This is a genomic window from Nocardiopsis sp. iso_237 (assembly GCF_056173345.1).
In genome coordinates this window covers 38,969-65,653 of the sequence record NZ_CM149669.1, presented here as the reverse complement: position 1 = coordinate 65,653, position 26,685 = coordinate 38,969, and the positions used below count along the sequence as shown (strand labels likewise).

Here is a 26,685-nt window from a genome sequence, read left to right as displayed (position 1 = left end):
CGTTTCGGCGCGCTGTGTTTCTCGTTGTCGTTGGTGTCGAAACTACGGATTGCCGGAGTTCACCAACAGGCCCCAAGAGGCCTATTTCTCATATGGCCCACTAGGACCATTGCCTCTCCAGGAAGTGTCATCATACACACACGGAGAGTCACCACATGTGATACGGGCGCCCCCACGCAACCACAATGAAAGGTCGGTCTCAGACCATTCCCAGAAAACCATGATGACCTGCGGATTCACGCCATCCGAGCTGCGACTGTCCCCACTGTGACGGGGATGCCGCAACAGGACAGGCTGTCACCGACCCCACCCGATCGGGCTATGCGGACCCCCCGGACAGACGTGCCGGGCAACCACACAGGTCCCCCAATTCACTCCCACACGAACGGATACAGAACTACCGTTTAGTAACCTAGGGGAATTTTTCGCGGGGCCCTTCCCGCGCATCCCATCCAATGCGGCGAAAGGTTCCAGCGCCGGGATTTCGGCACGAATGGTTCCCGGACACGACGAAGCGGCCCTGTGCCGAGCACAGGACCGCTTCAAGGGTGGAGCCAAGGGGAGTCGAACCCCTGACCTCCGGTATGCAAAACCGGCGCTCTGCCAGCTGAGCTATGGCCCCTTCGGACCCGCAGGTCACCTGGAGAGCATACCCGCATCGGAGCCCCGGTCACGCCGGGAGGACCCGGACCCTGGGGCTACGCAGCACAAAGCCGTGGGTCGCACCACGGGATTGTCGGCCCACCCACGTCTTCGTGTCACCTGGAAGGCTCTCGGCCGGTGATCAGCTCTCGCTGGCCGCGGTGGCTTCAGTCCACAGGTCGAGCTCGGCGCGGTCCGCCTGGATCTTGCGGTAGACGGCGAAAGCCCCGAGGGCCACCAGCGCCAGAACGATGATCTTCTTCACTGTCCGGACCCTTTCTCTGTTGGAAAACCGGTCGTACGCACGGGCACCCGCCGTGGGCGGGGGCTCCATGGGCAACTTTATGAGGTTGTCACCTAGCAGACTAGCAAGCCATGGCGGGCGGTCCCTGCCATGGTGGACCGATTCACACCGTCTTCTTCCCCTGATCCGCACTGAGGGGGTTCCGTACGGTCAGGTCAACAGGGCCATCCGCCCCAGAATCCCCACCGTGGCCTGGGGCGAGGCCGCGATTCGGGTGAGTTCGTCCCACACCCTCCGGCACGACCGGAGCGCCTCCTCGGCCTCGACGATCCCGCCGCCCTGGGTCGCCTCCACGTACGCGAGGTCGGCCTCGTCCTCCTCGAACTCCAGGATGGAGAACGGCCCGGCCAACCCCGGATGGGGCCCCGCCGAAGTCGGCAGCAGCTGCACCGTCACGTGCTCGGACCCGGTGGCGAGCTCGACGATCCGCTTCGTCTGCCCGCGAAGCAGCCCCAGGTCACCCGAGACACGGAGCAGGGCGTCCTCCTCGACCACCGCGTGGTAGTGCCCCAGGGACCCTGAGTCGAGGATCTCCTGGCGTTTGAGGTAGGCCGCGACCATCCGCTCGGCCGCGTGCTCCCCGTGCCCCAGCCGCCGCGCCAGGGCCGCCGTGTAGTCGGGGGTCTGCAACAGGTCCGGCACCAGGATCCCCGCGTAGGACCTCAACGAGACGGCCCCGGCCTCGTTGCCCACGTACGCGGAGGACAGCACGTCCTCGTACTCGGTCCACCAGGGGCGCAGACGCGATTCACGCACCAGCGTCAGAACGGCCTCCCGCTGCCCCCCGGTGACCCCGTACAGGCGCAGCAGCGCGGAGATCTCCATGACCGAGGGCCACTTGCGGATCCCGGTCTCGATGTGGCCCAGCTTGGCCGGAGACCACTCCAGCTCCTCGGCCACGTCGTTGAGGGTCATGCCCGCCTGGACACGGCGACGTCGGAGTTCGGCGGACAGCCTCCGCCGGCGAACAGTGGGGCTCGTCATAGCACTGATCCAATGACGCAGAGTGTCGGGAGTATCAGCGAAACACGACACCTAGCATCTAGCAATGAGTTTCTAGAAAAGAGCGACCGATTCGATGCATTACGAGACGGTCCGCAAAGCCAAAACTTCCGGTTTGTTACGATAAGTAGCCACATCCACCACACACGAACCCACAGTTGGATAGCGCGTACGATGCTTGAGGGCGTACCCGCACACATAGAGGAAACCCATGAGCTACCCGCTTGACGACGCAGAGCAGTTGATCGCGAACGCGGAGGCCCAGATGCCTCCGAGCACCCGGTCACGCCTGATCGCGAAACTCCGCATGGGTAAGCACATCGACGACGCCGCCAAGGAGCTGGACATCAGCCCGAAGCAGGTCTTCTCGACGGCGCGAGTCCTCAAGCCCTTCGGCGAACAGCTCGACGCCACGCTCACCAGCCAGCGGGACCCGTCCCTCCCCCACGGCAGCGTCACCGGCTACAACAAGCGCTGCCGCTGCCCCGAGTGCCGCGGCGCCCTCCAACAGCGGGTTTGACCCCTTCCGGCCACCTCTCCCACCTGCGCCAACTCTCCGTTAACCCAGACTTCTCGAACCAATACGCCACACACAGGCTTACGGACGAAGAAGTTGGGGGAGACCGCTGAACATGAACGAGCACGTGGACTGGTCCGGGATGAGCGAGGACGACTTCGTTGCGCTGCTGCGGCAGCTCATCGACTCACCTGAAGCCGACGAGGACTGACCTCCAGGAGCACAACCCCCTGCCCCGGGGCCCGTGCCCCCAGAGGCTCACACCCCACGGGGCGTGAAGCGCGACCACGCCCTGTTCCCCTCAGCCCCAGGGGGTGTGCTTGAACCTTCACCCGGTCGTTGATCCCGCAGGACGCCTTCCCCCTCAACCACCGGGGTTGCGCACGTGCTGGTGTGAAGCTTCCTCAGCCCCTGGGGTGTGCTCGAACCCCAGCCATCCGCTGTGGTAACCGGCCAGGCACCAACCCCCCTCAACCACTGGGGGGTGTGTACGTGCAGGTGTGTAACTTCCTCGGCCCCTGGGGGTTTGCTTGAAGCTCTGTGTCCGGTGGTTGAACCCGCACGGCGCCATTCCCCTCAGACACAGCGGGGTACAAACGTGCGGGTGCGCGCTTCGCTCGCTGGTGCGGGTTGGCGGGAGTGCGGTGGGCGGCGCTTAGACGGCGGGGGTTTTCGCCAGTGGTGGGGACACGCATCTCTAGAACACGTCAGTAGTCCTGGGGGGTGGCCCGTGTCCGTACTTGGCCCTGAACTACCAGTCGTGCCACTGTTCCGCTCATCCGCCAAGTGCGGTGCGGGCAGAGCACCATCCGCCCGCCCCGCCCTGAATAGACCGAGAAACCCCAAGGGGTACGGTGTGACCCGCACGTGACTGCCTTCAGCTGATGGGAAAAGCGGGTTGGCCGTAGAGGATTCCCGCCACCGCAACCCCCCACCGTCGAGGCCGCCCACCCACACCAACCCCCCCAGGGATTCAGGGCCACCACCCAAACTCACAATTCACAAACGCACAAACCAGGGCAACAAAAAAGAGAAGGAGAAGAACCCACACCCCAAGGCGTGAACCCTTCCCCTTCCCTTCCAAGAAAAACCGTGGCGGCGACCTACTCTCCCACCCCATCACAGGGCAGTACCATCAGCGCAAGGAGACTTAACGACCGGGTTCGGAATGAGACCGGGTGTGACCCTCCTGCCAAAACCACCACGGAAACCAACACCCACAACCACCACTCAACCCCGAAAGGGAATGACAGCCACGAGCAAGCTTCGTGAACAAAGTGTGCGCGAACATCCAATTATCTGCAGCGGACAAGCCCTCGACCTATTAGTACCGGTCAGCTCCACCCCTCACAAGGCTTCCACACCCGGCCTATCAACCCTGTCGTCTACAGGGAGTCTTACCCTCTCAAGGAGGCAGGAGACCTCATCTCGAAGCAAGCTTCCCGCTTAGATGCTTTCAGCGGTTATCTCTCCCGAACGTAGCCAACCAGCCATGCCCTTGGCAGGACAACTGGCACACCAGAGGTTCGTCCGTCCCGGTCCTCTCGTACTAGGGACAGCCCTTCTCAAGTCTCCAACGCGCACAGCGGATAGGGACCGAACTGTCTCACGACGTTCTAAACCCAGCTCGCGTGCCGCTTTAATGGGCGAACAGCCCAACCCTTGGGACCAACTCCAGCCCCAGGATGCGACGAGCCGACATCGAGGTGCCAAACCATCCCGTCGATATGGACTCTTGGGGAAGATCAGCCTGTTATCCCCGGGGTACCTTTTAGCCGTTGAGCGACACCGCTTCCACACGCCGGTGCCGGATCACTAGTCCCAGCTTTCGCTCCTGCTCGACACGTCCGTCTCACAGTCAAGCTCCCTTGTGCACTTACACTCAACACCTGATTACCAACCAGGCTGAGGGAACCTTTGGGCGCCTCCGTTACTCTTTGGGAGGCAACCGCCCCAGTTAAACTACCCACCAGACACTGTCCCCGAACCGGATCACGGTCCAAAGTTAGATGCCCGAAACAGTCAGAGTGGTATTTCACCAACGCCTCCACCGCCACTAGCGTGACAGTCTCACAGGCTCCCACCTATCCTACACAAACCATCCCAAACACCAATGTCAAGCTATAGTGAAGGTCCCGGGGTCTTTCCGTCCTGCTGCGCGAAACGAGCATCTTTACTCGTAGTGCAATTTCACCGGGCCCATGGTTGAGACAGTGGGGAAGTCGTTACGCCATTCGTGCAGGTCGGAACTTACCCGACAAGGAATTTCGCTACCTTAGGATGGTTATAGTTACCACCGCCGTTTACTGGCGCTTAGATTCCTAGCTTCGCGGGCCGAAACCCACTAACCAGTCCTCTTAACGTTCCAGCACCGGGCAGGCGTCAGTCCGTATACAGCGTCTTACGACTTCGCACGGACCTGTGTTTTTAATAAACAGTCGCTTCCCCCCGCTATCTGCGACCCCACCCAGCTCCGAAGGCATGCTTCTTCACCGGACAGGGCTCCCCTTCTCCCAAAGTTACGGGGACAATTTGCCGAGTTCCTTAACCATGGTTCACCCGAACGCCTCGGTATTCTCTACCTGACCACCTGCGTCGGTTTAGGGTACTGGCCACACACGAACTCGCTAGAGGCTTTTCTCGACAGCATGGGATCACTCACTTCGCCAAAAACGGCTCGGCATCACGTCTCAACCTTCATGAGAGGCGGATTTACCTACCCCTCGGCCTACACGCTTACCCCCGGACAACCACCGCCGGGTAGAGCTACCCTCCTGCGTCACCCCATCACTTACCTACTACAAGCTCGGGTCCCAGACCAGTTCAGAGGCACTCCCCGAAGGGACCACCAAGAACCAGCGTGGTTAGCATCACCTGATTCGATACTGGACGCTCGTGCACGGGTACGGGAATATCAACCCGTTATCCATCGACTACGCCTGTCGGCCTCGCCTTAGGTCCAGACTCACCCTGGGCGGATTAACCTGCCCCAGGAACCCTTAGTCAATCGGCGGCAACGTTTCTCACGTTGCTTTCGCTACTCATGCCTGCATTCTCACTCGCACACCCTCCACCACTCGATCACTCGGCAGCTTCACTGGATGCACGACGCTCCCCTACCAACCCAAGAATAAACTTGGACTTCACAGCTTCGGCGGTGTACTTAAGCCCCGCTACATTATCGGCGCAGAACCACTTGACCAGTGAGCTATTACGCACTCTTTAAAGGATGGCTGCTTCTAAGCCAACCTCCTGGTTGTCTGGGCAACTCCACAACCTTTCCCACTTAGCACACGCTTAGGGGCCTTAGCTGATGATCTGGGCTGTTTCCCTCTCGACTACGAAGCTTATCCCCCGCAGTCTCACTGCCACGCTTCACTTAACCGGCATTCGGAGTTTGTCTGACGTCAGTAACCTTGTAGGGCCCATCAGCCAAACAGTAGCTCTACCTCCAGCAAGAAACACGCGACGCTGCACCTAAATGCATTTCGGGGAGAACCAGCTATCACGGAGTTTGATTGGCCTTTCACCCCTACCCACACCTCATCCCCCAGATTTTCAACTCTGGTGGGTTCGGGCCTCCACGAGGTCTTACCCCCGCTTCACCCTGGACATGGGTAGATCACTCCGCTTCGGGTCCACAGCATGCGACTCAAACGCCCTATTCAGACTCGGTTTCCCTACGGCTACCCCACCCGGGTTAACCTCGCCACACACCATGACTCGCAGGCTCATTCTTCAAAAGGCACGCCATCACAACCCCGAAGGACTGCTCTGACGGCTTGACAGCACACGGTTTCAGGTACTATTTCACGACCCCTCACCGGGGCACTTTTCACCTTTCCCTCACGGTACTAGTGCACTATCGGTCATCAGGACGTATTTTGGCTTAGCAGGTGGTCCTGCCAGATTCACACGGAATTTCTCGGGCTCCGCGCTACTCGGGAGAACATCAACACCTAGACTCTTCCTTCACCTACGGGACTCTCACCCACTCCGGTACCGCTTCCCAACGGATTCAGCTAGAAAAATCATCAGCGCTCCAGGCCGACAGACCTGAAAAGATGCATCCCACAACCCCGCACACGCAACGACTGTCGTCTATCACACGCGCACGGTTTAGCCTCTTCCCCGTTCGCTCACCACTACTAGGAGAATCACTGTTGTTTACTCTTCCTACGGGTACTGAGATGTTTCACTTCCCCGCGTCACCACCAACTACCCTATACATTCAGGTAGCGGCAACCCGACACAACTCGGGCTAGGTTTCCCCATTCGGACACCCGCGGATCAAAGCTCGGTTGACAGCTCCCCGCGGCCTATCGTGGCCTCCCACGTCCTTCATCGGCGCCTGATGCCAAGGCATCCACCGTGTGCCACTATCACTTGGCCACTACAGATAATAAGATGCTCGCGCACACTATTCACAAATCAAAACACCAACCACAAACTCCCCTACCTCAAACCACAAACCCAACCCGCAAGGGCCAGGATCGTGGGAGTTACTGGAGGTGGTAGCGGGAACCAACCACAAGGATTGCTTCCTCAGATACCCAACAGCGCGCCCCCCGACGCTTCTAGTCGCCGGAGGTTAAGTTCGATTTCACTTCAGCCACTCCCCATCACCCCGAAGGGTGTGAGGTCCACTTTCGAGTCCGACCAACGATAGAAAGGTGTTGGTCTTCAAAAGACTCCTTAGAAAGGAGGTGATCCAGCCGCACCTTCCGGTACGGCTACCTTGTTACGACTTCGTCCCAATCGCCAGCCCCACCTTCACTCATTCCCTCCCCGAAGGGTTAGGCCACAAGTTTCGGGTGTTGCCGACTTTCATGACGTGACGGGCGGTGTGTACAAGGCCCGGGAACGTATTCACCGCGGCGTTGCTGATCCGCGATTACTAGCGACTCCACCTTCATGGGGTCGAGTTGCAGACCCCAATCCGAACTGAGACCGGCTTTAAGGGATTCGCTCCACCTTACGGTATCGCACGCCCATTGTACCGGCCATTGTAGCATGTTTGCAGCCCAAGACATAAGGGGCATGATGACTTGACGTCGTCCCCACCTTCCTCCGAGTTGACCCCGGCAGTCTCCCATGAGTCCCCACCATTACGTGCTGGCAACATGGAACAAGGGTTGCGCTCGTTGCGGGACTTAACCCAACATCTCACGACACGAGCTGACGACAGCCATGCACCACCTGTCACCCACCAACTAAATGACCCTGTATCTCTACAGGTCCACGGGTGATGTCAAACCTTGGTAAGGTTCTTCGCGTTGCGTCGAATTAAGCAACATGCTCCGCCGCTTGTGCGGGCCCCCGTCAATTCCTTTGAGTTTTAGCCTTGCGGCCGTACTCCCCAGGCGGGGCGCTTAATGCGTTAGCTACGGCGCGGAAACCGTGGAAAGTCCCCACACCTAGCGCCCAACGTTTACGGCATGGACTACCAGGGTATCTAATCCTGTTCGCTCCCCATGCTTTCGCTCCTCAGCGTCAGGTAAGGCCCAGAGACCCGCCTTCGCCACCGGTGTTCCTCCTGATATCTGCGCATTTCACCGCTACACCAGGAATTCCAGTCTCCCCTACCTACCTCTAGCATGCCCGTATCCACTGCAGAACCGGAGTTAAGCCCCGGTCTTTCACAGCAGACGCGACATGCCGCCTACGAGCTCTTTACGCCCAATAATTCCGGACAACGCTCGGACCCTACGTATTACCGCGGCTGCTGGCACGTAGTTAGCCGGTCCTTATTCCCCACCTACCGTCAACCCCACGAGAACGTGGAGCCTGCGTTGGTGGTAAAAGAGGTTTACAACCCGAAGGCCGTCATCCCCCACGCGGCGTCGCTGCATCAGGCTTTCGCCCATTGTGCAATATTCCCCACTGCTGCCTCCCGCAGGAGTCTGGGCCGTGTCTCAGTCCCAGTGTGGCCGGTCGCCCTCTCAGGCCGGCTACCCGTAATCGCCTTGGTAGGCCGTTACCCCACCAACAAGCTGATAGGCCGCGAGCCCATCCCTGACCGATAAAACTTTCCACCCTCCACCATGAGGTGGCGGGTCGTATCCGGTATTAGACGGCGTTTCCACCGCTTATCCCGGAGTCAGGGGCAGGTTGCTCACGTGTTACTCACCCGTTCGCCGCTCGTGTACCCCGAAGGGCCTTACCGCTCGACTTGCATGTGTTAAGCACGCCGCCAGCGTTCGTCCTGAGCCAGGATCAAACTCTCCATAAAGGTCAAACAACCCGTCCCGGCGACCAGAGGTCAGCCTGGGGCGAGTAAACCTAGAAGAAATCCTGACCAACCAACTCGCGTTGGTTAATCAAAGGAACCCTACGCACCGAAGTGCGTCGGGGCCAAAACAAACATGGCTTAAAGAAAATCAAACACGCGCTGTTGAGTTCTCAAGAAACAATCGCTCTTCCCGTACAAGCGCCAGAACCTCAAGGTTCCGTCTGCTCTTCCGGAGAAGGCCTCTGCGTTTCCGCTTTGTTGTGTCTTTACTTTATCAGGTGTTCCGCGCCCCGCCAAATCGGCGGTTTGTGTTGACCAGACCGGGGTAAAGCCCGTTTTGCTTCGTTTGGTTCCGAGTTGCTGCCTTGCGGCTTTTGCTCGTTTCCTTGAAGCGACTCTCCGAGTTTACATGGCCCGAGCAGTGCTCGAACCGGAGTGTTTCGGAGAGGATGTCTGAGATCGCGACCCGGCTCGAGTCGGCCCTCTCGGGCCGCTCACCGTCTCGCGGCGACCTGGAGAACATTACCCCCCGCCCAGACCCCAGGCAAACCGAACCCCTGTGTCCCCAGTCACCGGGGGGCCAGGTCCATTCGAGCACCCGGCCCAGGCCCCACCACCGAGCGCTCGCCCTCCCACGCGTGCGCGTACGCGCGCCCGTTCCTCCAGTTCCCTCCGCGAGCCTCCCCTCCCCGAGCCATGGGTGTTCCCTGCCCCCGCCTCCCCGCGGTCGCGCCTCCCCCACCGCCTCGTGCTGCCTCCCCTCCCTCCCGCCCTGGAGGCGGTTCCCACGCCTCACTCCCCAACCCCACGGCCCCTCTGGGAACACACCCACTCACCGAAATGAGAATCATGGACAGAGAAAATCCTCACCCAGGTGACAAAGGAAAGCCGCGAACCACTTTCCTTCACCCTTGACTTTCCCAAACAACCGCGCCCATCACGGGCTTTCCCGCGTTCCCGCACGTCAGAGCCGCCCAAACTCCGGAACAAGATCATTTTCCCCCGCTCCGAAAAGGTTCCGAAACTTCACCCGGAACTCTTGATATCCAGCCGATCCCGATACATGATGTGCAGCGTTACCGAAACACATTCTCTGGCTCGGATCCACCCGCACACGGGAGGGTTCAGCCGGGCCGCGTGCCGGAAGTTCGGGGGGACGGCGGGCGCAACGCGGTCATGCACCCTTGGAAGGACTCGCATGGACTCCCCATCCCCCGACGGCCGTGGCGGCGCCCCCAGCTCGACCAGCTCCCCCTCCTCCGTTTCCTCGAACAGCCCGGACACCACGTACTCCACGGACTCCCCCGGGAGCCACACCAGCTGGAAGCGCTTCGCCCTGTTCTGCGTCCCAGCCGGGGCGGCCATCGGCGGCATCCTCGTCGCCATGGCGAGCGGCGCCCTGGCGGCCTCCTTCAGCATCTCCGGCCAGCAGTTCAAGATCGCAGCGGACGAGATGCACGGTGAGGGCTTCACCCAGTTCGGATGGGTCAACGCGACCGTTCGCGACGAGCCCGTCCCCCTCGCGACGGCCGGGATCAGGTCCGCCGAGATCACCGGTCTGTGTCAGTCCGTCCTGACCACGGAGTTCCCCCTGGTCGGTTCGATCTCCCTCATGCTGACCGCCGGGGACGCCGGCACCCCGGTTCAGGCGTCCGACCTGGTCATCGACATGGAACAGATGGACGGCAACGCCGAGTTCACCAACATGGAGATCGGCCGGGACGCCTCCACCCTCGACAAGGGCCCCGACGGGCTCGGCTCAGGCCGCGGCCACACGGACCTGTTCGGCATGCAGTCCGACACCATCCACGTGGAGGACCTGGAGCAGACCGCCCGAGCCGCCTCCGCCGGGACCTTCAAGCTCCACAACCTCAGCCTCGGTGTCTCCCGTGGGGACGCCGAGTGCTTCTGAGAGGAGACCGGACCCCGTGGTCAGCGTGGACCAGGTGGCGTAGGCGGCGCCCGTTCCTGGCGGGACTGCTGATGATCCTGGCCGGGATCGAGATGGTGCTGGTCACCCGGATCCCCGTGGAGCTGATGCTCCACCTCGGTATCGGTGCCGTCTCCACCCTCGTGTTCAGCGGGATGCTGATCGTCCTGGGCCTGGTCACCTGGTTCACCCCGAACCAGCACGTGATCACCGGCAGCTTCGCCGGGTTCATCGCCCTGGGCGCCCTGATCCTGTCCAACCTCGGCGGGCTCGTCGTCGGCACCCTGCTGGCGCTGGTCGGGGGCGGTCTGGCCTTCGCCTGGCGTCCGCTCGCGCGACCACCCCGTCGACGGCGCGGTCGTCGCCGGGCTCCCCGGGACAAGGAGCCGACGAGTCCGCGAGACCACTGATCCCCCGGGGCGAGTGGGCACCGTACCCCTGCCCACCCCGCCCACCCGTCCCGGGTTCCCGTCAGACAAGTGACGTCTACCTACGTCGGCGCGTGCACACACCTCCAGCCGCGCCGGGCGTCCTCCCCAGGGGCCGCCCGGCCACCCCACCCAAGGAGTACCCATGTCGGTTCCGCGACCGAGATCCCGCACCCGCTCCTGCCTGGCCGTCGCCGCCGTCGGAGCGCTCGTCCTCGGCTGGGGCGGTCCCGCCCTCGCCGAGCAGCAGGGCCCGACCACGGTCGAGCCCGCCGGCGCCGCCTTCACCGCCGAACTCGTCGGATCGGCCGTCTTCACCGCCGGGGACGTCACGATCACCTGCGACGTGTCCGCGACCTCACCCGGCAACGGCAACAACCTGGTCCCCGACGCTCCCGACAACCACAACCCCGACGGCGCGGTGGGCGGCCCCATCAACGCCCCGAACTTCACGGACTGCTCGACCGACGTGGCCCTCGTGAACGCGACCGTCACCGTGAACGACCCCGTCTGGCAGATGACGATGCAGCACGGTTCGCCCTCGCTCGCCACCATGATCGTCCCGGCGGCGGGGATCGTGGTGAACACGACCGGTCTGGCCACCTGCACCGCCACGGTCAGTCCCAACGCGGACGCGCCGATCGGAGGCGAGTGGACCAACGGGGACCCGGCTTCGACGTTGGCCTTCGACACCACGACCGCCGTCGAGGTGGAGGGGAGCTTCGGCTGCCCCAACGTCAGCGAGGCGGGATTCACCGCCACCTACGCGGTGACCAACGCGGACGACCCCGCGAGCCCCGTCACCGTGAGCGGCTGATCCAGCGGGGCCGTTCCGCACGGTCCCCGTAGTGAACGGGGTCGGGTCACGCGTGTCTGACGCTGGCCCGGCCCCACCCCGCACACTCCCCCGCCCTCCCCCGGTGTCGACTCCTCGACTCCTCGACTCCTCGACTCCTCGACAGCTCGATCCGACCACTGCCGGGGGTCGCCGCGACGCTCCCCTCACCCACGTGAACACGGCAGCCCGCCCGCCCACCCGGGCGCCGATCCCTCACCTTCCCGGCCCACCGGGCACCCGCGGATCTCCACCCGCCCCGGTTCTCGGTGGCACTCCCGGTCCGTGACCGGGCCGAACCCACTCTCCCCAGTGACAACTACGCGCGAGTAGTCACTCACCTGACGACGGAGAAAGTCCGTGGCCTCCTCGCCTACGGTCGCAGTACTCCGTGGAGTCACGAGGCGAAGGCTCCTCGGAGGGCGCGGACCGCTTCGCCCGTCCCCGGACCCCCTCGGAGACCTCATGGCGTCCCAAGCCAGCAGCCCGCCCACCCCGCCGGAACGACCCACCCCGTCGACCGGGTCGGCCCCGCCCGCTCCGTCGACCCCTTCGGCCCCTGCGACGGCGGCCTCGCCGCCCCCTCCCCCGCCTTCGACCCTGTCGAGGCTCCGGCACACGCTGAGGGTCGCGCGGGTCCTGGTGCGGGCCGGGGTCCTCTCCCCCGGGCGCCCGGACCGGATCGTCCGCCAGCTCCGCGCGTTGAAGACCTGGGGTGCCACCATCGCGGGCGGTTACGCCGCCGCCGGTGAGCGTGTGCCCGACCAGGTGTCGCTGATCGACGAGTCCGGAAGCACGACCTTCGGGGAGATGAACCTGCTCGGGCGCGCTCTCGCCCGTGACCTCCACGGCCTCGGCGTCGGTCAGGGAACCCGGGTCGGCATCCTGTGCCGCAACCACGTCGGCCTGGTTCAGGCCACCATCGCCTGCGGGCGCCTCGGCGCCGACGCCGTCCTCCTGAACACCGGTTTGGCGGCGGGCCCCCTGGTCGACGTGATCGGGCGCAACGAGGTCTCGCTGCTGATCGCGGACGCCGAGTTCGAGGAGCTGTGCCGGGGCCTGCCTCCGGAGATCCCCCGGGTGACGGCCTGGGGTGAACCGAGCGTGCCGGGACCCCGGATACCCACCAGGGACCTGCTCTCCGCGGACGGCGCGGACACCACGGGACCGCCGACGCCCCCCGAGCGCCCGGGCAGGTTGATCGTGCTCACCTCGGGGACGACGGGTACTCCGAAGGGGGCCCGTCGCCCCACGCCGAAGGGGCCGCAGGACGCCGCCTCCGTGCTGTCACGTATCCCGCTGAACTCCGGGGACCGCATCCTCGTCTCGGCTCCGGTCTTCCACACCTGGGGGCTGGCCGGGGTCCAGCTGGGCATGTCGATGCGGGCGACTCTGGTGATGCGTCGCCTGTTCGAGCCGGAGGACGTACTGCGGACGATCCAGGAGCAGCGGTGCACGGTGTTGTTCGCGGTGCCGGTGATGCTGCGGAGGATCATGGACCTGCCCCGGTCGACCCGGGACCGGTACGACACCTCGACGCTGCGGATCGTGGCGTGCAGCGGGTCGGCGATGAGCCCGCAGTTGATCAGTGACTTCATGGACGCGTTCGGGGACGTCGTCTACAACCTGTACGGGTCGACCGAGGTGTCGTGGGCGACGATCGCGACCCCGGAGGACCTCAGGCTGGCTCCGACCACCGCCGGTCGGCCTCCCCTCGGAACCAGGATCGCGGTGCTGGACGAGCGGGGCCGGGAGGTACCGCAGGGGAGCAGGGGAGCCATCCACGTCGGCAACGAAATGCTCTTCGACGGATACACCAACGGAAACACCAAACGAATCGCCGACGGGCTGATGGAGACCGGCGACCGCGGCTACGTGGACGCCCACGGGTTGCTGCACGTGGCCGGACGGAACGACGACATGATCGTTTCGGGTGGTGAGAACGTCTTCCCGAGACCGGTGGAGGAGGCGATCGTGACGATGCCGTCGGTGCGCGAGGTGGTGGTGACCGGCGTCCCGGACGAGGAGTTCGGCCAACGCTTCGCCGCCTACGTGGTGCCCTACGAGGGCCGCTCCGTGGATCCGTACGAACTCCGCATGCACGTCCGTGAGGCCCTGGGCCGCTTCTCGGTGCCGCGCGACGTGGTGGTCCTGGAGGAGCTGCCGCGCAACGCCACGGGGAAGGTGGTCAAGCGGCGGTTGCCGAGCAGCGCGCCGGACCGGACGGAGGAGTGAGCCTCGGGGTCACGGGTTCACGGCCGGGGGCAGGGAGGCGTCCCTGCCCCCGCCAACGAAACACCCCTCCGGCCCCGATCCCCCCAGCTCTCCCTCCCCTGACGACTCCCCGCCCTCCTCCCACCCCTCCGTCGCGGCCCGGAACCTGCGCGACGGTGTCGACGTGAACGCCGGTCGACCCCGTCGCGCGCGAACTTGCCCCCCGTTGCGCACACATGGTCCCCCGTGTCCCTTTTTTGCTTGTGCACAAGGCAATTGTGGGCTTTGACATCGGGTGCGTGGTTACTACGATGTGGAACGATGCCCGACCGATCCCCCGCCCAGACGGGCGACTTCGAACTCCCGGCAGTCGACGAGCAGATGTGCTTCGCGCTGTACGCGGCCTCGCGTGCGGTCACGAACCTCTACCGCCCACTGCTGGATCCGCTCGGCCTGACCTACCCCCAGTACCTCGTGATGATGCTCCTGTGGGAACGCGGAGAGTGCGCGGTCAAGGAGATCGGCGCGGTACTGCAACTCGACTACGGCACTCTCACGCCGCTGCTCAAACGCCTGGAGACCAACGGCCTCCTGCGCCGGGAACGCGACCCCGCCGACGAACGCTCGGTGCTGGTCACCGCCACGGGGGAGGGCGCCGCGCTGCGGGCCCGCGCCCGGGGCATCCCGGAGGCCATCGGGCGGGTCATCGACCTGCCCGCCGAGGAGTTCGAGGCGACCAGGCTCGCGCTGCGGAGACTGACCGCCCACGTGCTCGCGGGCGAGGCCCGCGTCGAGGAACCCTAGCCGTCCCCTTCGGGGGAACGGTCACGAGGACGGGCACCACGGGGGTCGTGCCCGTCCTCCAAGGGTCCGGGGGACCGTGCGGACGGGCCGGAAAGCCCGTCCGCACCGGCTTTCCGGCCTCTTCGGGTTACCGTTGAAGCATGGCGATCTGGGCTTCAGACAACCGTAACGGCCACGTCCGCGAGGCCCTGACCCTCCTGCTCTCCCAAGGGGTGATCGACGACTTCCGGATCAGCCCCGAGGACGAGTTCCCGTTCAGAATCCAGGTTCCCGCCGGGATCGTCCCGATGACCGAGCACCAGGCGGCGCACTTCGCCCTGGGCGCCGTGACCGCGCACTTCGGCCACCTGGCCCGGGACTCCGAGGGGACGGGGACGGGGTTCTGACCTCACAACCGTCCCCGCGCCGCGCCGCGACGACCACGCGACAACCGCCCGCACGGCCATAGGCGCCCCGACCGCGACGGCTCCCCTCGCCCCTCAGCAACCGTCCGGGGCGTAGGCGGCGGCGTCCTGGGTGCAGCCGTGCGACAGGACGACCAGGGGCGCGCCCCGGGGGAGTCGTCGGGGACGTACTCGTACACGGAGAGGCCGCCGGGGTTGGTGCCGAAGGCGGGCACCGGGGCGAGTTCGGCGGCCGAGGCACGCGGCGTCGCGACGACCAGCACCGCCACCGTCGTCAGGAACACGGTGACCACGGAGAGGAGGGGAACCGCGAGCCGGATCGGACCCGACCAGGGGGACGGACGACACGGAGGTCCCGGGCCCGCACATGGGCCGAACCCACATGGACCGACACCGGGGTGTGTCTCCACGCCCCGTCCCCCGGTCCGCGAGCCGCCCCTAGTTTGCTGGCATGACGACGCACGAGTTCCCGTCGGAGGCCGCGCGGCAGGCCCCCGGTTCCCCCGCCGAACCCTCCCTCCGCCCCCCTTCGGAGCCCGGTGCCTCGCCCGCCCCCGGTACCGCCCCCACCGAAACCCCGCCCACCCCCGGCGGCCCAACCGCTCCCACTCCCCACACGACACGGGTCGATCTCTCCGGAAGGACGGCCCTGGTGACCGGCGCGGCCAGCGGGATCGGCCGCGCGTGCGCGCTGCGCCTCTCCGCCGCCGGGGCCGCCGTCCGGATGGTCGACGTCGACGGACCCGCCCTGGCCGCACTCGCCGCCCAAGGCGTGGGCGAACCGGTGGAACTGGACCTGACCGACCTGGACGCCGCCGAGGAGACCGCCCGGGGCACGGACATCGTGGTGAACAACGCCGGGGTACAGACGGTCGCCGCCGTCCAGGACTTCCCTCCCGAGCGTTTCTCCCTCATCCTTCGACTCATGGTCGAGTCACCGTTCCGCGTGGTGCGCGGGGCCCTGCCGCACATGTACGCGCGCGGATGGGGCCGGATCGTCAACATCTCCTCCGTGCACGGGCTGCGCGCCTCCGCCTACAAGTCCGCTTACGTGGCGGCCAAGCACGGGCTGGAGGGGTTCTCGAAGGTGGTCGCCCTGGAGGGTGCCCCCCGCGGTGTGACCTCCAACTGTGTGAACCCCGGCTACGTGCGGACCGCGCTGGTGGAGAAGCAGATCGCGGACCAGGCCGAGGCGCACGGCATCCCCGTGGACCAGGTGATCTCGGAGGTCCTGCTGGCCCGCACCCCGGTGAAGCGGCTGATCGAACCCTCGGAGGTGGCCGAGATGGTCGCCTACCTGTGCTCCGAAGACGCGTCCTTCGTCAACGGGGCGTCCCTGCCCATCGACGGAGCCTGGAGTTCGAGCTGAACACCACCCCTGTCCCTCAGGACCCTTCCCCCGAGAGATCGGGGGCCGAGCAGCAGGCGCTCTTCCTGGAGCTGCTGCTGCGTGACGCACCGGCCGTCGAGTACGAGCGGCCGGTGCTCCGCGCCCGCTCGGACGGTTCGGACGCGGAGACGGTGGCCGCGCTGGAGAACGCCAAACTGGCCGCGCTGCGGGTGCGCGCGGTGCTGCGGGACCGGCAGCGGCGCGAGTCGGAGCTGAGCGCGCTGTTCGAGACCGCCAACGACCTCGCCGGGATGCGCAGCCTCGACCAGGTGCTCCGGGCGATCGTGGAGCGGGCGCGGCACCTGCTCGGGACGGACGTCGCCTATCTGACTCTGAGCGACCCGGAGGCGGGCGACACCTACATGCGGGTGACGTCGGGGTCGGTCTCAGCGACCTTCCAACGGCTACGGCTGGCCCCGGGCAAGGGACTGGGCGGTCTGGTGGCCAGCACGTCGCTGCCGTACGTGACCGCCAACTACTTCGCGGACCCCCGGTTCGAGCACGCCGAGAACATCGACGACGGCGTGCGGGAGGAGGGCCTGGTCGCGATCCTGGGGGTGCCGCTGCGGATGAACGGACGAAGGGTCGGGGTGCTGTTCGCGGCCAACCGCCGGGAGCGTCCGTTCGCCCACTCGGAGGTGGCGCTGCTGTCGTCGCTGGCCACGCACGCCGCGATCGCGATCGACAACGCCAACCTCATCGACGACACCCGCCGGGCCCTGGACGAGCTGCACACCGTCAACGAACGTCTGCAACAGCACACGGCGTCGGTGGAGAGGTCGGCGGCGGCGCACGACAGGTTCACCGACCTCGTGCTGGGCGGGGGAGGGGTGCGGGAGGTCGCCTCAGCGATCGCGGCGGTCCTGGGCGGCACGGTGCGCATTCACGACCGCACCTCGGACGAGCTGGTGACCGCGTCCCCCGAGGGTGTGACCGGGGTGACGGCAGCGCTCCGGGAGAACAGTGCGGCCACCATGACCGGGGCGGCCGGGGAGGACGCCGAGCTGGCCGAGGCGGCCCGCTCCTCCCTGGCCAGCGGGCGGGCCGTTGCGGTCGGGGACGCGTGGGTCGCGGCGGCGGTCGCCGGGGCCGAGCCCCTGGGCACGCTCGTCCTGCGCGGGGTGGAGCTGGACGACACCGACCAGAGGGTGCTGGAGCGGGCGGCGATGGTCACCGCCCTGCTCCTGCTCATCCGCCGATCGGTCAGCGAGACCGAGCACCGGGTGCGCGGCGACCTGCTCAACGAACTCCTGGAGGTGCCCGCGCGCGATCCGGCGTCCCTGCGCCAGCGGGCGGCGCTGCTCCACGCGGACCTGGACACCCCGCACGTGCTGGTGGTGGCGGAGGCACCCGGGGGAGACCCGCAGCGGTTGCGTTCGGCGGCGGCCTTCGCCGCCGAGACGGTCGGCGGGCTGGCGGCCTCCCGGGGCGGGCGGCTGGTGCTGGCCCTGCCCGGTTCCGACCCGGCCGAGGTGGGCGGACGGGTGGCGGCCGAGCTGTCCGCCGCCGCCAACGGCCCGGTGACGACCGGGCTGGCCGGGCCCACCCGGGGCCCGGCGACCTTCCGGGACGCGTTCACCGAGGCGGTGCGGTGCCTCCAGACCCTGCGTGCCCTCGGCCGGATCGGGGACGCCGCCACCACCGACGACCTCGGGTTCTCCGGGTTGCTGCTGAGCCAGGACCGGGACGTGCCCGGCTTCGTGACGGCCGCGCTGGGGCCGCTCCTGGAGTACGACGCCAAGCGGGGCACCCTGCTGGTGGAGACCCTGCGCGCCTACTTCGCCGCCGGGGGCAACCTGTCCCGCGCCAAGGACGATCTGCACATCCACGTGAACACCGTGGCGCAGCGCCTGGAGCGGATCGGGCACCTGATCGGGGCGGACTGGCAACGCCCCGACCGCGCGCTCGAACTCCAGCTCGCCCTTCACCTGCACGGTCTGCTCGACCAGGGCGTGGATCTGCTCAGCGACCACGGCCATGGTCGAGTCCACGGCGACGGCCGAGGTTGACGAGACCACGCCGCCGTCCGGACCACGCCGCCGACCACCGGGGCGCGGTTCGGCCGCGCATCGCGTGCCCCGACGCCCCCGGCCGAACGGGAACCGACCCCCAGGGGGTTGACCTCAACATTGGTTGAGGAAGTGGACTGGACTCCGGGTCCCTCATCGAGGTGGCCCCCGGGCCCGACGCCCGGCACTCATCCAGAGGGAGACACGATGTCCCAGCCGACGAAGACCCTGCCGATCCTGGTCACCGGAGCCACGGGCAACACCGGCCGCCACGTGGTGGCGGGGCTGCTCGCCGAGGGGGTACCGGTCCGTGCGCTTACCCGGGACCCGCAGCGGGCACGGCTGCCCGAGGGCGTCGAGGTGGTCGCGGGGGACGTCACCGACCCCGCGCACGTGACCCGCGCGGCCAGGGGCGCGAGGGCCGCCTACCTGGTGTGGCCGGGAACCGACGAGGCCGCGAAGGGAGCGGCGGAGGTGGTCGCGGCCCTGGGCGCCGAGGTCGGGAGGGTGGTCTACCTCTCCGCCGCCGGTGCCGAGGAGACCGAGGGCGTGTGGGGCGGCGTGGAACACGCCGTGCGGCGCTCCGCCCGCGAGTGGACCTTCCTCCGGGTCACCGGGCTCGCGACGAACGCGCTGGCGTGGTCCGACAAGGTGCACCGGGGAGTCGTGCGGGCCCCGTTCGGCGCGGCGACCCGTTCCCTTGTGCACGAGCGGGACGTGGCCGAAATGGGGGTGCGCGCGCTCCTGGACGACGGACACGCGGGGCGGTCGTACGTGGTCAGCGGGCCCGAGGTGGTCAGCCAGGCCGACCAGGTGCGGATGATCGGGGAGGAGATCGGGGTCCCGGCGCGGTGGGAGGAGCAGCCGCTGGACGAGGCCCTCGTGGAACTGTCGCAGGAGGTGGGGGTGGACTTCGCCCACCAGCTCATCGAGCACTGGACCGCCAACGTCGACATCCCCGAGGAGGTGTCCGAGGACGTCGCGCGGGTACTCGGCCGTCCCGCCCTGGGCTTCCGGGAGTGGGTCCGCGACCACGTCGCGGACTTCACCCCCGGAGACTGACCAGCTCCCGAGACTCATCCGGCCCCCGAAGCCGATCCAGCCTGCGGGCCGCCCGCCCCGGGTGCTGACCAGGGCGGCGGGACAGGGGTACGGGGCGGCGGGGGAGCGGCCGGGTCAGGGTGTGCGGGGTGCTGCCACCGGTACCGCCCGGGTCAGCAGGGCCCCTGGTCGGACCAGGCGCCCCACTCCCCGCCGAGGTCCGGCGGGAAGCCCTGGATCCACCACCGGGCCTCGTAGACCCGCCCCTCGTGGTGGACCCGGTCGCCCTCCTCGTAGATCGTGCCCGCGTCCCAGGCGGCACCGGCGCAGGAGCTCTCCGGGGCCTCCTGGCCACCGCCCTCCCCGGAGCCACCGTCGGCGGTGTCGTCCTCCGCCTCCTCCTCGACCGGTTCGGGGCCGGTGGAGACCGTGAGGGTGACGGCGCCGTCCTCGGGCAGGATCGTGCCCGGTTCGGGGTCCTGGCCGCTGACCGCTCCCTCCGCGACGGACTCGCTCGGAGCCTCGACCACGGACACGGTCAGACCGAGCCCGGACAGCGCCTCGGAGGCCTCCGCCCGCCCCATGCCCGACAGCGCGGGAACGATGACCCCCTCGCTGACGTGCAGGGTCACCTCCTCCTCCCGGTCGCCGTCCTCCCCGACCCCGGGGACCGAGGACAGGACGGTGCCCGGCGTCTCCTCGGCGGAGTGCTCCTGCACCACCTCGACCTCGGTGAAACCGGCCTCACGCAGCAGGGCGCGGGCGTCGTTCTCGGTGCCGCCCACGACGTCCGGCACCTCCGCGTGCCGAGGGCCGACCGACAGCGAGAGCAGGATCGACTCGCCGCCCTCCAGCTCCGTGCCCGCCGCCGGTTCGGTCGCGGCCACCTCACCCGGAACGACGTCCTCGCTGTAGGCGTCCTCGTAGGTGAAGGTGAGGTCCATGTCCAGGGCGGCCAGCTCCACCTCCGCCATCTCCGGGGAGAACCCGGCGAGATCGGGGAGTTCGGCGTCCCCGCCCGGCACGAGGGCCCATCCCGCGACGCACAGGGCCAGCACCACGGCCCCGGCTCCGACCAGGACGGGCAGGCGCCGCCAGGGAGGGGTGCCCCCGCCCCGGGCGGGGGAGGCCTCGACCGCGAGGGCGTCGACGCCCACCACCGGGATCGGCTGGGTGACGTCACCGCCCTCGGCGCGGGGACGGGGCAGCGACCTCAGTACCTGCTCGACCAGGGTGAGGTACTGTCCGGCGTCGCGCGGCCGGTAGCGGGGATTGGGTTCGGTGGCGTTGGAGACCAGCATGTCCAGGTCGGGCGGCAGTCCGGGGACGGTGGCCGAGGGGCGCAGCGGCTCCCCCTCCTCGGACCGGAGGTCACCGGTCAGCAGGGTGTGCAGGAGCGCGCCCACCGCGCGCACGTCCGAGCGCGGGGTCAGGTCCTCGACCCCCAACAGCCGGAATCCGGTGACCGTGACCCGGCCCTCGGCGTCCAGGACCACGTCGCCCGGGGCGAGGTCGCCGTGCACCAGGCCCTCGTCATGTGCCGTCCGGAGCGCCTCCAGGACCTCGGCCACGACGCTCAGGGCCATGTGCGGGCCGTAGCGCAGCCCCTGCTCCCCGCCGCCGAGCACCTCGCTGAGGGGTTCCCCCGGCGTCGACGCGGTGACCAGGTACACGTGGTCGCCGTCCCGGCCGTCTCCGAGCACCCGCACGAGGCCGGGGGAGCGGAGTCCGGCCAGGCTCTGGGCCCGGCCCAGGAAGGCGTGGACGGCGGCGGGGTCGCCGACCAGGTCCGGGGCGAGGAGGGTGACGGTGACGGGCTGGTCCGCCACCGTGTCGTGCCCGTCGTGGACGGACACCTGGCCGTCGCCGCCGACACGTTCGCCCACGAGGACGCGTCCGTGCAGCGTGGTACCGGTGGCCGGAGAGGGGGTGGGGGACTCCATGAGTCGGATTGTACGGCGCCGAAACCGCACGAATCCTTCTTCAACGGGCCGGATACGGACAGAAGCACCTGGACCGGGCACGCGGTGTCAGCTGTCCGAATTCCCGGCCTCCCCGGGCCGGTTCGTGCGTGACCAGCGGAGTAGAGTCGGCCGGACACCCCTCTCCCCTCCTGTGAGGCCCCATGAACACCCTTGGCAGCGACCCCGACCGGGACGGCGGAGACCACCGCCGGGACGACCGGGCCGCAGGGGTCCTGCTCGGAGCCGCGTGCGGCGACGCGCTCGGCGTGCCCTACGAGTTCGCCGCCCGCCTCTCCGAGAAGGAGGTCCCCGCGATGGTCGGCGGCGGACTGGGCCCCTACGCCCCCGGGGAGTACTCGGACGACACCCAGATGGCGGTGTGCCTCGCGGAGGCGCTCCGGGACCACGACGACCCCCGCTCCGGACCGGCCCTGGAGCAGACCGCCCGCGCCTTCCTCTCCTGGCGCCGCGAGGGCGCCACGGACATCGGCGCGCAGACCGCCCGGGTCCTCGGTGACACCGAACGGGCCCTGGCCGCCGACGACACGGGCAGGACCGGGGCGGCCGAGGAGATGATCCGGCTGTCCGCGCGGATGTTCGGCGCGGGGGAGCGGTGCGCGGGCAACGGGTCGCTGATGCGCACCGCACCGTTGGCCCTGGCGCACCTCGGCGACCGCCACCGGCTGGCCGAGACCGCGCGCGTGTACAGCCTGCTCACCCACGGCGACCCCCTCGCCGCCGAGGCCTGCGTGCTGTGGTGCGAGGGGATCCGGGTGGCCGTGCTGGACGGGTCCGACGAGGGACCGCGGGCGGGGCTCGACCTGCTGGAGCCCCACGAACGCGGGATCTGGGCCGGGTACCTGGCCGAGGCCGAGGCCGCCCCGCCCCACGCGTTCGCGCCCAACGGGTTCGTGGTGCGCGCGCTCCAGGCGGCCTGGTCGGCCGTCGTGCGCACCCCCGTGGACGCCGGGGACCCGGACCGGTACGCGGCCCCGGTGCGGGCGGCGGTGCGCGCGGGGGACGACACCGACACCGTGGCGGCGATCGCCGGGGCGCTGGTCGGCGCCCGGTGGGGGCGCTCCGCCATCCCGGAGGAGTACCTGACGGCGGTGCACGGTTGGCCGGGCTACCGTGCGGACGGGCTCGCGCGGCTGGCCGGGGAGATCGTGCGGCGACACGGGGGCTAGGGCCACGGGCGTCCGTTTGCGGCCACGGAGCGGACGTGCGGCATCATGGTGGCGCACGAGAGCGGGAACGTGAATCGGTACGGGAACGGGGAGCGGCCATGGCGGAGCGAATCGACTGGGTGCCTGCACACGATCACCCGGAGCTGACGGCCGATCCGGTGCGCGAGGCCATCGCGCCCTTCGACGGTTCGGTGCGGGCCGCGGCGATCGACCCCACGCTGGCGGACACCGCCGAGTTCTGCGAGGCCTACGGGCTGTCCCTGGAGACCAGCGCGAACTGCGTGGTTCTGTCCGCGAAGCGGGGCGGCGAGGTGACGTACGCGGCGTGCATGGTGCTGGCCACGGATCGGGCCGACGTCAACGGGGTGCTGCGCAGACACCTGGGGGCGCGGAAGGCGTCGTTCGCGCCGATGGACGAGGCGACCGGGCTGACCGGGATGGAGCACGGGGGGATCACCCCGTTCGGGTTGCCCCGGGGGTGGCCGGTCCTGGTCGACAAGCGGGTGTACGACACCCCGTGGGTGGTGGTGGGCAGCGGCCTGCGTCGCTCGAAGCTGCGTGTTCCCGGCCCGTTGCTGGCCGAACTGCCGGGTGCCGAAGTGCTGTCGCTGACCCGCTAGGGGCGGTGGACTCCGTCCGACCGAGGCCCGCCGCGCGTCGATTTGTCGACAAATCCACGAGTGGTTAAGGCGGGTTTCGGAACGGGGACGGACCCGGCACTAAGTGCCTGGTCTGGGGACATACCCGTTCGCGGCCAACAGGCTGTCCGGAAGTGCCCGCGTTCCCCCGCGCGACCGCACGCGCCCCTCCGGCCGACCACCCACCCCTTCCTAGGAGACGGGGTAGCGCAGCCGGTACCACTGGGGCGCGGTGCGGTTCATGGGGAAGCCGAGTCCCCTCCGGGGGGCGTCCTCCACGTCGAGGAGGTCCCACCCGGGGAACGCCTCCAGGACCTCGGACCGGGACACCCCGCCCACCATCCTGCGATAGATCGACGGCCCGAACTCCAGCATGATCAGGGTCGCCCCCGGCGCGGCGAGCGCCGTCACACTGCGCCCCTGCGCCGCCCGCTGTTCGGCGTCGAAGCCCTGGAAGCAGCCGATGTCGATGAACAGGTCGAAGAGCCCCAGGTCGGGGGAGAGGTCGGTGGCGTCCCCGACGCGGTAGCTCACCTCGGCGGGCCCCTGGCGACGGGCCGCCTCGACGGCGGCGGGGACCAGGTCGACGCCGGTGACGTCCCAGCCCTGGTCGGCCAGCTCCGGGGTGAACCGCCCCCGGCCGCATCCGATGTCCAACGCCCGGCCCGGGCCGCCCCGCTCCTCGGCCTCGCGGTCGAGGAAGGAACGGAACCGCACCATGGCCACGGGTCCGTAGCGCTCCCACGGGGTGACGCCGAGACGGTACATCCGCGCGTAGTTGGTCATGGCTCCACGGTAAGCCCGGGTTCCCGACGTGGCCAGGCTCCCCGGTGTCGCCGGTGAAATCGCTGGTGGGGCGTTGTTCGGCTGGTCAGAGCCTATTTACTGACCGATCGGTCTGTAATACTGTTCGCTCAGGCCCACACCGAGGAGAGGACCGTCACGTGTCCGAAGTACTGGAGAGCTACGCACAGGGATCGTGGTTCACCCCCGCGGACGAGGGTGCCCCCCTGGCCGACGCGAACACCGGCGAGACCGTCGCGCGGATCTCGACGCGGGGCCCCGACGTCGCCGCGATGGTCGAGTACGCACGTGAGGTCGGCGGCCCCGCGCTGCGCCAGCTCACCTTCCACCAGCGGGCGAACATCCTCAAGGAGCTCGCCAAGCACCTGATGGGGTACAAGGACGAGTTCTACGCCCTCTCCCACCGCACCGGCGCCACCAAGCGCGACACCGTGGTCGACGTCGACGGCGGTTTCGGCACGCTCTTCAGCTTCTCCAGCAAGGGCCGCCGCGAACTCCCCAACTCGACGGTCATCCTGGACGGCCCGCTCGAACCGCTGGGCAAGGGCGGCACCTTCGTCGCGCAGCACGTGTTCACCTCGCGTCCCGGCGTCGCGGTGCAGATCAACGCCTTCAACTTCCCCGTCTGGGGCATGCTGGAGAAGCTCGCCCCGGCCTTCCTGGCGGGCCTTCCGAGCATCGTCAAGCCCGCCGGCCAGACCGCGTACCTGACCGTCGCGGTCGTCCGGCGGATGGTCGAGTCGGGGCTGCTGCCCGAGGGCTCCCTCCAGCTGCTGGTCGGCAGCCACCGGGGCCTGCTCGACGCCCTAGGCCCCCAGGACATCGTGGGCTTCACCGGCTCGGCGGCCACCGGCGCCCTGCTCAGGGAGCACCCGAACGTGGTCCGTGGCGGGGTGCGGCTCAACGTCGAGGCCGACTCGCTGAACTGCTCGATCCTCGGCCCCGACGTGGGCGTGGACGACCCCGAGTTCGACCTGTACGTCAAGCAGGTCGTGGCGGAGATGACCGTCAAGGCGGGCCAGAAGTGCACCGCCATCCGCCGGGTGATCGTGCCCGCCGCGATGGCCGACGCCGTCACCGGGGCCCTGACCGACCGCCTGTCCAAGGTCGTCGTGGGCGCCGCCGACCACCCCGACGTCCGCATGGGCGCCCTGGTCTCGCTCGCCCAGCGCGAGGAGGTCCGCAAGGCAGTCCGGACCCTGCGCACCTCCAGTGAGCTGGTGTTCGGCGACCCCGACCGGGTCGAGGTGACCGGCGCCGACGAAGCCACCGGCGCGTTCATGTCACCGATCCTGCTCCGTGCCGCCCCCGGAGCGAAGGAGCCCCACGACGTCGAGGCGTTCGGTCCGGTCAGCACGATCATCACCTACGACTCGGTCGCCGAGGCCGTGGAACTGGCCGCGCGCGGCCAGGGCAGCCTGGTGGGTTCGCTGGTCACCCACGACGAGGACGTGGCCCGCGAGGTCGTCCTGGGCGTCGCCCCCTGGCACGGCCGCCTCCTGGTGCTCGACCGGGACGACGCCAAGGAGTCCACCGGCCACGGTTCCCCCATGCCGGTCCTGGTGCACGGCGGCCCCGGCCGCGCGGGCGGCGGCGAGGAGATGGGCGGTGTACGCGGCGTCAAGCACCACATGCAGCGCACCGCCGTCCAGGGCTCCCCGGACATGCTCACGGCGATCACCGGCCACTGGACGACCGGTTCGCGCCGGGCCGTCGGTGCGACGCACCCGTTCCGCAAGGACCTCGGTGAACTGCGGATCGGTGACACCATCGAGTCGGCGGAGCGCAGGGTCACCCGCGCGGACATCGACCACTTCGCGGAGTTCACCGGCGACACCTTCTACGCGCACACCGACGAGGAGGCGGCCGCCGCCAACCCGTTGTTCGGCGGGATCGTGGCGCACGGCTACCTGGTGGTCTCGCTGGCCGCCGGGCTGTTCGTGGACCCGGCCCCGGGTCCGGTGCTCGCCAACTTCGGCGTGGACAACCTGCGCTTCCTCACCCCGGTGAAGGAGGACGCGGTGATCCGGGTGACGCTGACCGCCAAGCAGATCACGCCGCGCACCAACGCCGAGTACGGCGAGGTCCGCTGGGACGCCCTCGTCACCGACCAGGACGGCGAGCCGGTCGCCACCTACGACGTCCTCACCCTGGTGGCCAAGGGCGAGGAGTAGGACCGGCCCGCGTGTCGATCCGTCTCCCTGTCGACGAACCGACGGGGAGACGGGTCGGCACCGGGATCCGGACCCGGGGCATAACCCTGGTTTATGTTCCCGAGATACGCGTCTTCCTAGGGTGAGTGGAGCGTGAACACCGAGGTTCCGACACGGGCAGGGGGCG

The 26,685-nt window shown here is 67.9% G+C and carries 17 protein-coding genes, 1 tRNA gene and 3 rRNA genes; 13 read left to right on the top strand and 8 right to left on the bottom strand.

What is annotated here, in order from left to right:
• Positions 1 to 549: 549 nt before the first annotated feature.
• From AC0VYM_RS00255 to AC0VYM_RS00245, 3 genes are all read right to left on the bottom strand, one after another.
• Positions 550 to 622 (bottom strand) — tRNA-Ala (locus tag AC0VYM_RS00255).
• 162 nt (positions 623 to 784) lie between these two features.
• A complete protein-coding gene (locus AC0VYM_RS00250) occupies positions 785 to 907 on the bottom strand; it encodes a DLW-39 family protein (RefSeq protein ID WP_014912962.1) in 123 nt (40 codons plus the stop codon).
• Positions 908 to 1,096: 189 nt separating this feature from the next.
• Positions 1,097 to 1,930, bottom strand: coding sequence for a helix-turn-helix domain-containing protein (locus AC0VYM_RS00245; RefSeq protein WP_475457621.1), 834 nt, complete (start codon positions 1,928 to 1,930; stop codon positions 1,097 to 1,099).
• A gap of 229 nt (positions 1,931 to 2,159) precedes the next feature.
• Between AC0VYM_RS00245 and AC0VYM_RS00240 the strand changes: the two genes are divergently transcribed.
• Positions 2,160 to 2,468 carry a hypothetical protein gene (locus AC0VYM_RS00240; RefSeq protein WP_017546622.1) on the top strand — a complete coding sequence of 103 codons (309 nt, stop codon included), beginning with the start codon at positions 2,160 to 2,162 and terminating at the stop codon, positions 2,466 to 2,468.
• 1,087 nt (positions 2,469 to 3,555) lie between these two features.
• On the opposite strand, the gene rrf is transcribed toward AC0VYM_RS00240, so the two are convergent.
• The 3 genes from rrf to AC0VYM_RS00225 all read right to left on the bottom strand — a co-directional run bounded on the left by rrf (position 3,556) and on the right by AC0VYM_RS00225 (position 8,697).
• A 5S ribosomal RNA gene (gene rrf, locus AC0VYM_RS00235) occupies positions 3,556 to 3,671 on the bottom strand.
• 97 nt (positions 3,672 to 3,768) lie between these two features.
• Positions 3,769 to 6,858: ribosomal RNA gene (locus AC0VYM_RS00230) — 23S ribosomal RNA — on the bottom strand.
• 306 nt (positions 6,859 to 7,164) lie between these two features.
• A 16S ribosomal RNA gene (locus tag AC0VYM_RS00225) occupies positions 7,165 to 8,697 on the bottom strand.
• Together the 16S, 23S and 5S rRNA genes form the textbook arrangement of a ribosomal RNA operon.
• A 1,198-nt stretch (positions 8,698 to 9,895) precedes the next feature.
• On the opposite strand from AC0VYM_RS00225, the gene AC0VYM_RS00220 reads away from it, so the two are divergent.
• The 9 genes from AC0VYM_RS00220 (at position 9,896) to AC0VYM_RS00180 (ending at position 19,773) form a co-directional block, all read left to right on the top strand.
• Positions 9,896 to 10,609, top strand: a complete 714-nt coding sequence (locus AC0VYM_RS00220; RefSeq protein WP_475457618.1) for a DUF6230 family protein — start codon at positions 9,896 to 9,898, stop codon at positions 10,607 to 10,609.
• Positions 10,600 to 11,037 carry a DUF6114 domain-containing protein gene (locus tag AC0VYM_RS00215; RefSeq protein WP_475457616.1) on the top strand — a complete coding sequence of 146 codons (438 nt, stop codon included), beginning with the start codon at positions 10,600 to 10,602 and terminating at the stop codon, positions 11,035 to 11,037. The genes AC0VYM_RS00220 and AC0VYM_RS00215 overlap by 10 nt, the downstream gene beginning before the upstream one ends.
• Positions 11,038 to 11,200: 163 nt before the next feature.
• The gene (locus AC0VYM_RS00210) at positions 11,201 to 11,872 is read left to right on the top strand and encodes a hypothetical protein (RefSeq protein WP_475457614.1); all 672 of its coding nucleotides are present in this window, start codon (positions 11,201 to 11,203) and stop codon (positions 11,870 to 11,872) included.
• A 483-nt stretch (positions 11,873 to 12,355) separates the two neighbouring features.
• Entirely contained in the window at positions 12,356 to 14,125 is a 1,770-nt protein-coding gene (locus AC0VYM_RS00205) for an AMP-binding protein (protein WP_475457612.1), read from the top strand.
• A 300-nt stretch (positions 14,126 to 14,425) separates the two neighbouring features.
• Positions 14,426 to 14,908 (top strand): MarR family winged helix-turn-helix transcriptional regulator, encoded by a 483-nt coding sequence (locus AC0VYM_RS00200; RefSeq protein WP_475457610.1) that lies wholly within the window; start codon positions 14,426 to 14,428, stop codon positions 14,906 to 14,908.
• Positions 14,909 to 15,048: 140 nt separating this feature from the next.
• A complete protein-coding gene (locus AC0VYM_RS00195; protein ID WP_378747100.1) occupies positions 15,049 to 15,294 on the top strand; it encodes a hypothetical protein in 246 nt (81 codons plus the stop codon).
• 469 nt (positions 15,295 to 15,763) lie between these two features.
• Positions 15,764 to 16,681: a 3-hydroxybutyrate dehydrogenase gene (locus AC0VYM_RS00190; protein ID WP_475457608.1), complete on the top strand. Its 918-nt coding sequence runs from the start codon at positions 15,764 to 15,766 to the stop codon at positions 16,679 to 16,681.
• Positions 16,666 to 18,711: a helix-turn-helix domain-containing protein gene (locus AC0VYM_RS00185; protein WP_475463302.1), complete on the top strand. Its 2,046-nt coding sequence runs from the start codon at positions 16,666 to 16,668 to the stop codon at positions 18,709 to 18,711. Before AC0VYM_RS00190 ends, AC0VYM_RS00185 begins: the two co-directional genes overlap by 16 nt.
• Before the next feature lie 207 nt (positions 18,712 to 18,918).
• Positions 18,919 to 19,773 carry an SDR family oxidoreductase gene (locus AC0VYM_RS00180; protein WP_475457606.1) on the top strand — a complete coding sequence of 285 codons (855 nt, stop codon included), beginning with the start codon at positions 18,919 to 18,921 and terminating at the stop codon, positions 19,771 to 19,773.
• A 152-nt stretch (positions 19,774 to 19,925) separates the two neighbouring features.
• Here the strand turns inward: AC0VYM_RS00180 and AC0VYM_RS00175 are convergent, their stop codons facing one another.
• Entirely contained in the window at positions 19,926 to 21,695 is a 1,770-nt protein-coding gene (locus tag AC0VYM_RS00175) for a PASTA domain-containing protein (RefSeq protein ID WP_475457603.1), read from the bottom strand.
• Between the two features lie 182 nt (positions 21,696 to 21,877).
• Between AC0VYM_RS00175 and AC0VYM_RS00170 the strand changes: the two genes are divergently transcribed.
• Together AC0VYM_RS00170 and AC0VYM_RS00165 are read left to right on the top strand one after the other, a co-directional pair.
• Positions 21,878 to 22,903 (top strand): ADP-ribosylglycohydrolase family protein, encoded by a 1,026-nt coding sequence (locus tag AC0VYM_RS00170; RefSeq protein WP_475457601.1) that lies wholly within the window; start codon positions 21,878 to 21,880, stop codon positions 22,901 to 22,903.
• Positions 22,904 to 23,001: 98 nt separating this feature from the next.
• Positions 23,002 to 23,523: a YbaK/EbsC family protein gene (locus AC0VYM_RS00165; RefSeq protein ID WP_475457599.1), complete on the top strand. Its 522-nt coding sequence runs from the start codon at positions 23,002 to 23,004 to the stop codon at positions 23,521 to 23,523.
• Positions 23,524 to 23,733: 210 nt separating this feature from the next.
• Here the strand turns inward: AC0VYM_RS00165 and AC0VYM_RS00160 are convergent, their stop codons facing one another.
• Positions 23,734 to 24,327 carry a class I SAM-dependent methyltransferase gene (locus AC0VYM_RS00160; protein WP_475457597.1) on the bottom strand — a complete coding sequence of 198 codons (594 nt, stop codon included), beginning with the start codon at positions 24,325 to 24,327 and terminating at the stop codon, positions 23,734 to 23,736.
• A gap of 158 nt (positions 24,328 to 24,485) precedes the next feature.
• Between AC0VYM_RS00160 and paaZ the strand changes: the two genes are divergently transcribed.
• A complete protein-coding gene (gene paaZ / locus AC0VYM_RS00155; protein ID WP_475457595.1) occupies positions 24,486 to 26,519 on the top strand; it encodes a phenylacetic acid degradation bifunctional protein PaaZ in 2,034 nt (677 codons plus the stop codon).
• The last annotated feature ends 166 nt before the right edge of the window (positions 26,520 to 26,685 follow it).